We start from the raw sequence: 10,188 nt of genomic DNA, 5'->3' as shown, positions 1-10,188 counted from the left end.
CACGGATAGGGAAGTCCTGAACTTCAATCTCAGGGAGGAAACCTTTTGAGTGAAGATGGAGATCAGAGTACTCAGCAGGAATAGTGGCTTTCTCCTCTAAATAAAGAATAAAGCAAGTATCCTGAGAAACATGATTGACTAGGGTAAAGTAATCAAGGATTCCTGAAGGCAAGAACAAGCTTAAAGAAGCAACAGGATCAATCGTTTGGGAAGAGGATGTTTTCATGATGCAAAAATAAGAATTTTAACGCAATCCCCCAAGGTTTCAGACTGAGCCATGACCAACGAGTTACGAGGAGTAGAAAAGAAAAACGGAGAGAGTATTTCTACTTTCTCCGCTTCAGTACCCAGACCCGGGGTCGAACCGGGATGGAAGTGAATCCACTGGTGTTTGAGACCAGCGCGTCTACCGATTCCGCCATCTGGGCGCATACTTGATTTCTCAATTGCGGTGCAAAGATACGACATTATTTTGATTCCACAATAGTTTGGCAAAAAAAAGGAGAAAAAAATAATAAAACATATCTTAAACACTTCTCTATTCAGAGAATAAACCGTACATTAGCAGAAACTTTAAAATAGAGTCACTATCATGACAAACCAGGATAATTATTGCGTGATTATGGGTGGCGGCATTGGAAGCCGCTTCTGGCCGTTTAGCCGCAAAACATTGCCCAAACAATTCTTAGATTTCTTCGGAACGGGCCGTTCACTTTTACAACAGACTTTCGACCGGTTCCAAAAGGTTATCCCAACAGAAAATATTTTCATCGTTACCAATGCAATGTATGCGGACTTAGTGAAGGAACAATTGCCCGAAGTGAACGAAGAACAGATTCTGCTGGAACCCGCAAGACGAAATACCGCTCCGTGTATAGCATGGGCCGCTTACCACATCCGGGCACTGAACCCGAACGCCAATATCGTAGTCGCTCCTTCAGACCATTTAATTTTAAAAGAGGATGAGTTTCTTGCCGCTATCGAAAAAGGACTTGATTTTGTTTCACGCTCGGAAAAGCTACTGACATTAGGAATTAAACCCAATCGCCCGGAAACAGGGTATGGATATATACAAATAGACGAACCCGCAGGAGAAAACTTCTATAAAGTAAAAACATTCACTGAAAAACCGGAACTGGAATTAGCTAAAGTATTTGTAGAGAGCGGAGAATTTTATTGGAATTCCGGCCTATTTATGTGGAATGTAAATACAATCATCAAAGCAAGTGAAGATTTACTGCCTGAATTAGCTTCCAAACTGGCACCGGGAAAAGATATTTATGCCACCGACAAGGAGAAAGCATTCATCGAAGAAAACTTCCCAGCATGTCCTAATGTATCCATCGACTTCGGCATTATGGAGAAAGCGGATAATGTGTATGTATCATTAGGAGATTTTGGCTGGTCCGATCTTGGAACTTGGGGATCACTTTATGATTTATCGGAAAGAGACCCGGAAGGCAATGTTACGCTGAAGTGCCATTCACTTATATATAATAGTAAAGATAATATGGTAGTACTTCCGAAAGGCAAACTGGCCGTTATCGATGGACTGGAAGGATTTCTGATAGCCGAATCAGACAATGTTCTTTTGATTTGCCGCAAAGATGAAGAACATGCTATCCGTAAATATGTAAACGACGCCCAAATGCAACTGGGCGATGATTTCATTTAATAACACGCAACCTGACGCCGGAGACAAAACCGGATAAGAGCATACAAATAGTGAACGGTGAACAAACTGCATAATTGATTGCAGAGAGTTCACCGTTCACTGTTTATAATCGAAAAACTTTGTGTGTCTTTAAATAATCATGAGTTTCTAAATAATCTCTATTCCCTGCTCCTTGCAAAGTTGCAGTCCCAGATCTTTCAATCTGAACTTCTGAATCTTTCCACTACCCGTCATCGGGAATTCATTCACAAAGAAAATATATTTCGGAATCTTATAACGGGATATCTTATTTCTGCAGAAATCACGTACATCGGCTTCCTGCATTTGTACTCCTTCCTGCAAAATAATAAATGCTCCGACTGCCTCACCATACTTTTTAGAAGGAATACCAGCTACTTGAACATCTTTCACTCCATCAAGCTTATAAAGAAACTCTTCTATTTCGCGCGGATAAATATTCTCGCCACCACGAATAATCATATCTTTGATACGTCCGGTAATCCGGTAATTTCCATCTTCATCCTTAATACCCAAGTCGCCGGAATGCAAGAAGTTGTTTTCATCAAGCACTTCCGCCGTTGCTTCCGGATTCTTATAATATCCTTTCATGGTATTATAACCACGGTTACACATTTCACCTTGTACCCCAACCGGACATTCTTCACCTGTTTCAGGATCAATCACTTTCACCTCCGTAAATTCGAAATCATGTCCTACCGTATTACAACGTACATCGAACGGATCATCAATACGAGAAGCAGTCATACCCGGAGCAGTCTCCGTCAGTCCATATACACTAGTCACCTTCATATACATTTTCTCTTCTACCTGCTTCATCAGTTCGACAGGACACAGCGAACCGGCCATAATACCTGTACGAAGACAAGACATATCAAAGAGATCGAACATCGGATGATGCAACTCGGCGATAAACATAGTCGGCACACCATAAAGAGCCGTACAACGTTCTTTATGAATAGAGGCCAGCACAACCAACGGGTCGAAACGTTCTACCATCACTTGTGTACAACCATGAGTCAGACAGTTCATGGTAGCCAATACTACCCCAAAACAATGGAACAACGGAACGCAACAACAAAGTTTGTCATCTGCCGTGAACTTCATGTGTTCCCCCGTCAGAAATCCATTATTGGTGATATTATAATGTGTCAACATCACCCCTTTCGGGAAGCCGGTAGTGCCCGATGTATATTGCATATTTACTACATCGTGACAATCCACTTTGCTTTTTAGTTCGTTCAAACGGTCATCTTCCACATTATCTCCCAACAGCAGGATCTCCGCTGTATTATACATACCACGATGTTTTTCCTGACCTACATATACTACATTTCGCATATACGGAAAGCGTTCGCTCTTTAAATGTCCACGCTCACAAGTCTTCAATTCAGGAAGCATCGTGTATGTCATCTGCACAAAATCACTATCCTTCTCACCATTCACAATACAAAGCGTATGCATATCCGAGTTCTGGCAAAGATACTCCAATTCCGATTGCTTGTAGTTCGTATTCACTGTAACATATACCGCACCAATCTTCGCGCAGGCATATAGCAATGTCAACCAATCGGGAACATTAGCCGCCCAGATACCCACATGGGTACCACGTTCCACACCAATGGCAATAAGCCCTTTTGCCATATCATCCACACGACGGTTCAACTGACTCCAGGTAAAACGGAGATTTCGGTCGGAATATACGATATATTCCTTATCGGGAGTCTCTTCAGCCCAGTGTTCCAGCCACTGCCCCAAAGTACGATCAAATAATTGCATGTAATTATACTTAAGTCTTGGTTCCTACTATTTCATTAAATCGGTGTGTAAACTACTGCCAGGATTTTTGCAGCCTGTCCCTCATAAGCATGTACATGATGAGGAACAATGGAATCATAATAAATGCTATCACCCTCTTCCAGCAGATAAGTGTTCTTGCCATAGCTGATTTCCATGATACCTTCCATAACCATGATGAACTCTTCTCCTTCATGAGAAGAAAGCACGAAGTCGGTATCTTGCGTCGGCATCACATCGATAATAAACGGTTCCATGTGACGGTCCGCCTTTGACTTGGACAACGAGTGATATTCCATGTGTTTGCGAGAGTGAATCGCATTATTGGAAAAACTAATCGCATCTTTGGCTTCTTTCTTACGACAAACCACCGGTCCGACTTCATCCTGATCGTCGAGGAAAGTACCCAGACGTACTCCCAACACACGCGCAATCTTAATCAGCGGTGCGAGAGAAGGTATATCAATGTTATTCTCAATACGTTCAACCTGTTCGATAGCCAAACCTGAACGTTGCGCCAACTCTTCTATGCTTATTGATTTATCTTCGCGGAGGGCTTTAATTTTCTCGCCAACAATCTTACTTGTATCCATTTTGAAAGCATTTTAGTTATCAAAGGTGATAAATTATAATAATTAAGCTGCAAAAATAGCAAAATCTTTATATGAATACAATTATAACTAAAGAAAATACGATTATCAGGAAGAAAAAGAAGAAACTAAAAAAAGCCGCTCCTCTATCATGAAGAACGGCTTTAAATCTTTTCGCGACAAGTAGATTACTTACGCAAACCGAGCTCTTTAACAATAGCACGATATCTTTCGATATCTCTTGCTTTCAGGTAGTCGAGTAAGCGACGACGCTTACCTACCAACATTGTTAACGCTCTTTCAGTACTATAATCTTTTCTGTTGAGCTTCATGTGCTCAGTCAGGTGAGAAATACGGTAGGAAAACAATGCCACTTGGGCCTCAGCTGAGCCGGTGTCAGTGTTAGACTTTCCGTACTTTCCGAAGATTTCTTGCTTTTTAGCAGCGTCTAAATACATAATTCTTAGAATTTTAATTGATAAATTATTCTTTTGAGCGTGCAAAGATAGGCATTATCTTTATATCACACAACGATTTACAAGAAAAAATTGCTATCATTGCGCATATTTCTAATCCTATTTTCGTACCTTTGCAGCCAAATAATAGGTATTATATGCAAAATATTCGAAACATTGCAATCATTGCCCATGTTGACCATGGGAAAACAACGCTGGTTGACAAGATGCTATTGGCCGGAAATTTATTCCGCAGCAACCAAAATAGTGGTGAACTTATCCTGGATAACAACGATTTGGAACGCGAACGTGGTATAACGATTCTTTCCAAAAACGTATCCATCAATTACAACGGTACAAAAATTAATATTATTGATACTCCGGGACACAGCGACTTCGGTGGTGAAGTAGAACGTGTATTGAATATGGCCGATGGCTGTATTCTGTTGGTAGATGCCTTCGAGGGTCCGATGCCACAGACTCGTTTCGTACTGCAAAAGGCGCTCGAAATCGGTTTGAAACCCATTGTGGTAGTTAATAAGGTAGATAAACCTAACTGCCGCCCGGAAGAAGTTTACGAAATGGTTTTCGACTTGATGTTCAGCTTGAACGCAACAGAAGATCAGTTGGACTTCCCCGTGATTTACGGTTCCGCCAAAAACAACTGGATGAGCACCGACTGGCAGCAACAAACTGACAGCATCACTCCGCTACTGGATTGTATCGTCGAAAACATTCCGGCACCGCAACAATTGGAAGGTACTCCCCAGATGTTGATTACTTCTCTGGATTATTCTTCTTATACCGGTCGTATTGCCGTAGGTCGCGTACATCGTGGTACATTAAAAGAAGGTATGAATATAACGCTTGTGAAACGTAACGGCGATATGTTCAAGAGCAAAATTAAAGAACTCCATGTTTTCGAAGGTTTAGGCCGTGTGAAAACAAATGAGGTTTCTTCCGGTGACATCTGCGCGCTGGTAGGTATCGACGGATTCGAGATTGGAGATACAGTTTGTGATTTCGAAAGTCCGGAAGCACTGCCACCCATCGCAATTGACGAACCGACCATGAGTATGTTGTTTGCTATCAACGATTCTCCTTTCTTCGGTAAGGATGGTAAGTTTGTTACTTCACGCCACATCCACGACCGTCTGATGAAGGAACTCGACAAGAACCTGGCCCTCCGCGTAAGAAAGAGTGAAGAAGACGGTAAATGGATTGTTTCCGGCCGTGGTGTACTCCACCTTTCTGTATTGATTGAAACAATGCGCCGCGAGGGATATGAATTGCAGGTAGGTCAGCCACAGGTTATCTTCAGAGAAATCGACGGTGTGAAATGCGAACCGATTGAAGAGTTGACCATCAACGTACCGGAAGAATATTCCAGCAAGATTATTGATATGGTTACCCGCCGTAAAGGTGAAATGGTAAAGATGGAAAATACAGGCGAACGCATCAATCTTGAATTCAATATGCCTTCACGCGGTATCATCGGTTTGCGTACCAATGTACTGACGGCCTCTGCCGGTGAAGCCATTATGGCACACCGTTTCAAAGAATATCAGCCGCACAAAGGAGAAATTGAACGTCGTACCAATGGTTCTATGATTGCTATGGAAAGCGGAACAGCTTTTGCTTATGCCATCGACAAATTACAGGATCGCGGTAAGTTCTTTATTTTCCCGCAGGACGAAGTCTATGCAGGACAGGTAGTAGGCGAGCACTCTCACGACAACGACTTGGTTATCAACGTAACCAAATCGAAGAAGCTGACGAATATGCGTGCTTCCGGTTCGGATGACAAAGTACGTCTGATTCCGCCTATCCAGTTCTCACTTGAAGAAGCACTGGAATATATTAAGGAAGACGAATATGTAGAAGTTACTCCAAAGGCAATGCGTATGCGTAAAGTGATTTTGGACGAAATCGAACGTAAACGTGCCAACAAGAACTAACCATTCTTTCATTATATTATAATAGAAATCCCGGTGAAACGCAGTGTTTTACCGGGATTTTATTTTTTTTCTGCAAGTATCACAAGCATTACTAATACAACAACAATCCTACCACACCCGCCAGACAAATCAACAGGATAGGGTGAAGATTCCATTTCCATGTAACCCAAAAGGCTACCGCAAAAATACCGATACTTTTATAGTCCATAAAATTTTCTCTATTCATCATAAGTAATGCAGCCGAAGCAATCAGAGCAACCGACATAGGTAACAGTCCGGACATAGCCGCCTTAATATACTTGTTATCCTTGCACTTCGCAAAGAAATAAGAAATGAGCAACACCAGAATAAAAGAAGGTAAACAAACCGCTACCGTAGCTAGCACCGCTCCCCACACGCTTTGCGTTACCGCATACCCTACATAAGTAGCACTATTGATACCAATCGGCCCCGGAGTCATTTGCGAAATCGCCACCACATCCGTAAACTGTTGGGGAGTCAGCCAATGATGAATATCCACTATCTCATGTTGAATAAGGGAAAGCATCGCATATCCACCTCCAAAACCGAACATACCTATTTTAAGATACACCCAAAGTAATTGCAAATATATCATACCTCTTTATTCATTATTTTTTCTTTCAACCACAATGTATATACCAATCCTCCCAGAATTCCTGCCAATACAATATAAATAGGAGACAGTCCAAACTGCCAAATCAAAAGAGTAGCTATGGCAGGAGCAACCAACTGAAGGTATTTCAGTTTCAGAGCTCTTACAGCAGAAATACAAGGAAACAGAATCAACGCTACCACGGCAGGACGTATTCCATTAAAGATGCGAATCATTACCTCATTATCTTGAAACTGTGCAAAAAACATGGCTATCAGCATCATAATAACAAAGGAGGGAAGAATCGTAGCCAAAGCACATACCAGGCTCCCACCCACTTTATACAACTTATATCCTACAAAAATAGAAATATTCACAGCAAACACACCCGGTAGTGACTGCGTCAAGGCAAACATCTCCATAAATTCTTCCTTACTCATCCACTGTTTGGCAACGATCTCCCGTTCAATCAACGGAATCATGGCATAACCGCCACCAATAGTAAACATTCCAATCTTCGCAAACGTCACGAACAATTTCAAATACTCTAATACCATTCCTACTTTCTAATTTTCCGATATTTTCTATTTACTGTCTAATAAGTCCTTTAGTCACATCATATTCAATCCGGTAACTACGCCCTTTCACCGTTTTAAAAGAAAGAGTCTTATCAGCATACTTTATCACACAGTTTCCTCCCGCATTGGAATGAACCACAGCTTCTTTCAGCTGATTATTCTCCCAAACCATATCCACTTCAAAATTTCCCTTTGCACAGATACCACTAACAGAGCCTTCCTTCCATGCATCCGGCAAAGCAGGCAGCAACTGAATAAAACCCATATGACTTTGAAGCAACATCTCGGTAATACCGGCTGTTCCGCCAAAGTTTCCGTCAATCTGGAAAGGCGAATGTGTATCCCACAAATTATCCAGCGTACCGTTCTTCAACAAATTGCCAAACAAGGTATAAGCATGATTACCATCTTGCAAACGCGCCCATTGATTCAACTTCCAGCCCATACTCCAACCGGTAGCCCCGTCACCACGATGCACCAGTACTACTTTAGCAGCTTTCGCCAGTTCGGGAGTGGTGACCGGAGAAACCGTATGCCCCGGATGCAGTCCGAACAAATGATTCACATGCCGATGCTCGTCTTTCGGATCATCAATATCTACCGACCATTCCATCAACTGACCATACCGTCCTATTTTATAAGGAACGAGATTGGCAAGCACATGCTCCCACTGCTTACGTTCTTTCTTATCTATGCCCAACACTTTGCTCGCCTCGATTGCATCCAGCAGAATCTCACGTACAACAGCATGCACAAAGGTAGCACCCTGATCGATAGGGCCATGTTCCGGCGAAGTAGATGGAGCAGCCGTATATGTTCCATCCGGTTTATGCCACAAATAATCGACAGCAAAGTCCGCACTACTTTTTATCAACTCATAACCCGTTTCTTTCAGGAATGTAAGATCTCTTGTATAATCATAATACTCCCAGATATGAGTAGCCAGCCAGGGACCTGCCATCGGATTGAAGTTCCACGACATATCCTGACTTTCCAACGGAGTAGTAAATCCGAATATATTGCCGGAAATAGATGCCGTCCATCCTCTGGCACCGAAATAAGATTTCGCGGTCTTTTCGCCCGGTTTTACCAGCGTACGAATGAAATCGACCAATGGAAGCATACATTCATTCAGGTTAGTGGAGCAAGCCGGCCAATAATTCATCTGAATATTGATATTATTATGATAGTCCACACGCCACGGTCCATCAACATTATTATGCCAGATACCCTGCAAATTCGCCGGCATATTGCCCGGACGGGAACTTGAAATCAACAGATAGCGGCCGAATTGAAAATATAATTCTTCCAGATCATAATCCGGCTGTCCTGCCCGGTAGTTTTTCAAACGCTGGGGAGTCGGCAGATTTCTTCCCTTGATCGCCGGATTCAGGTTCAATTTAACCCGGTTGAACAAAGCAGCATAATCATTGTAATGCTGACTAAACAAAGCAGTATACCCCTGTGACACTGCGTTATTCATCCATTCCTTGGTTGTTTCTTCCGGATTGACACCCACATACGTCTTCGGATCTTTAAAATCCGGATCAAAGTTAGGTTTATAATCAGTATCAGCCGTAATATAAAACACTACTTCATCCGCACCTTTCACCGTCAGTTTTCCATCTGCATTAAACAAGGTTCCGCCTTTTGTCTCCGCCTGAATACGAACGACGTATTTCATTCCGTTATTGTCCAGAGATGCGGAATACACCAGTCCTTTATTACCGTCAGAAGCCATATTCCCGGTAGACACCGGATTAGGCGCATAACTGAAAACCAAGTTTTGTTTACCCGGTTGATCCGCACTGAAACGCATCACCATCACATTGGCAGGATAAGAAATGAAATAATTGCGCTGATAAACCACATGATCCTTTTTAAACTGAACAACTGCCATTGCAGAGTCCAAAGAAAGAATACGTTTATAGTCACTCATCCCTATAATATTCAATCCCGTTTCTACATAAAACTCTCCCATGGTAGTAAAACTGCCGAAACGGAAAGGTGTTTCTCCGTCAGCATCATAAGACACCTCACTGTTGAAGTTTTGACGTGTCAGCATTTCAGCCTTTTCCTGATTTCCTTCCGTAAATGCCTTACGTATTTCATCTAAAAGATGAGCCGACTGTTTATTGACATTCCAATAATAGTCCGCTCCTTTCGCCGTATTCGGGCCGCCACGCCAAAGCGTTTTTTCGTTAAAGGTAATACGTTCAGCTTCCACCGACCCCATGATATTCGCACCTAAACTACCATTCCCTATCGGTAATGATTGCGATTCCCAAGCGGGATCCGGATTATGACCTGCATTTCCTGCTGTTTCCGGTTTATCACCACCTTTCCACAGATCCGGTCTTCCCCCATACCACACGGCATACCCCTGCAAAGTATTGGGAGTATCAAACCAGATGGAAAGTCCTTGGGTATAATCAGTTTCACCCGCGTAAAGTCCGGAGACAAGAAACAAAGAGCAGATAAGAAAGAAATAGAGTTTCTTCATG

8 protein-coding genes, 1 tRNA gene and 1 pseudogene are annotated in these 10,188 nt (G+C 42.4%); 2 read left to right on the top strand and 8 right to left on the bottom strand.

The annotated features are described in order from the left end of the window. A pseudogene (locus HMPREF0106_RS27650) lies at window positions 1-226 on the bottom strand (transposase); the annotation flags it as partial. Between the two features lie 118 nt (window positions 227-344). Further along, window positions 345-428: transfer RNA gene (locus HMPREF0106_RS21390), tRNA-Leu, on the bottom strand. Between the two features lie 164 nt (window positions 429-592). Between HMPREF0106_RS21390 and HMPREF0106_RS21395 the strand changes: the two genes are divergently transcribed. After that, entirely contained in the window at window positions 593-1,675 is a 1,083-nt protein-coding gene (locus HMPREF0106_RS21395) for a mannose-1-phosphate guanylyltransferase (RefSeq protein WP_004310696.1), read from the top strand. 147 nt (window positions 1,676-1,822) lie between these two features. Here HMPREF0106_RS21395 and HMPREF0106_RS21400 read toward each other — a convergent pair whose 3' ends face one another. The 3 genes from HMPREF0106_RS21400 to rpsO form a co-directional block, all read right to left on the bottom strand. Next, a complete protein-coding gene (locus tag HMPREF0106_RS21400) occupies window positions 1,823-3,472 on the bottom strand; it encodes an AMP-binding protein (protein ID WP_004310697.1) in 1,650 nt (549 codons plus the stop codon). Between the two features lie 35 nt (window positions 3,473-3,507). Further along, the gene (locus HMPREF0106_RS21405) at window positions 3,508-4,083 is read right to left on the bottom strand and encodes a helix-turn-helix domain-containing protein (protein WP_009038953.1); all 576 of its coding nucleotides are present in this window, start codon (window positions 4,081-4,083) and stop codon (window positions 3,508-3,510) included. 185 nt (window positions 4,084-4,268) lie between these two features. After that, window positions 4,269-4,538, bottom strand: coding sequence for a 30S ribosomal protein S15 (gene rpsO, locus HMPREF0106_RS21410; protein WP_004296393.1), 270 nt, complete (start codon window positions 4,536-4,538; stop codon window positions 4,269-4,271). A gap of 155 nt (window positions 4,539-4,693) precedes the next feature. Here rpsO and typA point away from each other — a divergent pair, with 155 nt between their 5' ends. After that, a complete protein-coding gene (gene typA, locus HMPREF0106_RS21415) occupies window positions 4,694-6,493 on the top strand; it encodes a translational GTPase TypA (RefSeq protein WP_004317549.1) in 1,800 nt (599 codons plus the stop codon). Window positions 6,494-6,584: 91 nt separating this feature from the next. On the opposite strand, the gene HMPREF0106_RS21420 is transcribed toward typA, so the two are convergent. Genes HMPREF0106_RS21420 through HMPREF0106_RS21430 form a run of 3 tightly spaced genes read right to left on the bottom strand, consistent with a single transcriptional unit; the run spans window position 6,585 to window position 10,187 of the window. Continuing rightward, on the bottom strand, window positions 6,585-7,109 hold the full coding sequence (locus tag HMPREF0106_RS21420; RefSeq protein WP_009038952.1) for a chromate transporter: 525 nt from the start codon (window positions 7,107-7,109) through the stop codon (window positions 6,585-6,587). Continuing rightward, window positions 7,106-7,663 (bottom strand): chromate transporter, encoded by a 558-nt coding sequence (locus HMPREF0106_RS21425; protein WP_009038951.1) that lies wholly within the window; start codon window positions 7,661-7,663, stop codon window positions 7,106-7,108. The genes HMPREF0106_RS21420 and HMPREF0106_RS21425 overlap by 4 nt, the downstream gene beginning before the upstream one ends. 31 nt (window positions 7,664-7,694) lie before the next feature. Continuing rightward, window positions 7,695-10,187: a glycosyl hydrolase family 95 catalytic domain-containing protein gene (locus tag HMPREF0106_RS21430; RefSeq protein ID WP_032850982.1), complete on the bottom strand. Its 2,493-nt coding sequence runs from the start codon at window positions 10,185-10,187 to the stop codon at window positions 7,695-7,697. Window position 10,188: the final 1 nt, after the last annotated feature.

The sequence above is a fragment of the Bacteroides sp. D22 genome, from assembly GCF_000163675.1.
Lineage (GTDB): Bacteria > Bacteroidota > Bacteroidia > Bacteroidales > Bacteroidaceae > Bacteroides > Bacteroides xylanisolvens.
This window is presented reverse-complemented; position numbering and strand designations above follow the sequence as displayed.

Bases quoted from the DNA above. Each gene is read 5' to 3' on its own strand.
- HMPREF0106_RS21395 (WP_004310696.1), top strand. From the start codon at position 593: ATGACAAACCAGGATAATTATTGCGTGATTATGGGTGGCGGCATTGGA.
- HMPREF0106_RS21420 (WP_009038952.1), bottom strand. From the start codon at position 7,109: ATGATATATTTGCAATTACTTTGGGTGTATCTTAAAATAGGTATGTTC.
- typA (WP_004317549.1), top strand. From the start codon at position 4,694: ATGCAAAATATTCGAAACATTGCAATCATTGCCCATGTTGACCATGGG.
- HMPREF0106_RS21405 (WP_009038953.1), bottom strand. From the start codon at position 4,083: ATGGATACAAGTAAGATTGTTGGCGAGAAAATTAAAGCCCTCCGCGAA.
- HMPREF0106_RS21400 (WP_004310697.1), bottom strand. From the start codon at position 3,472: ATGCAATTATTTGATCGTACTTTGGGGCAGTGGCTGGAACACTGGGCT.
- rpsO (WP_004296393.1), bottom strand. From the start codon at position 4,538: ATGTATTTAGACGCTGCTAAAAAGCAAGAAATCTTCGGAAAGTACGGA.
- HMPREF0106_RS21425 (WP_009038951.1), bottom strand. From the start codon at position 7,663: ATGGTATTAGAGTATTTGAAATTGTTCGTGACGTTTGCGAAGATTGGA.
- HMPREF0106_RS21430 (WP_032850982.1), bottom strand. From the start codon at position 10,187: ATGAAGAAACTCTATTTCTTTCTTATCTGCTCTTTGTTTCTTGTCTCC.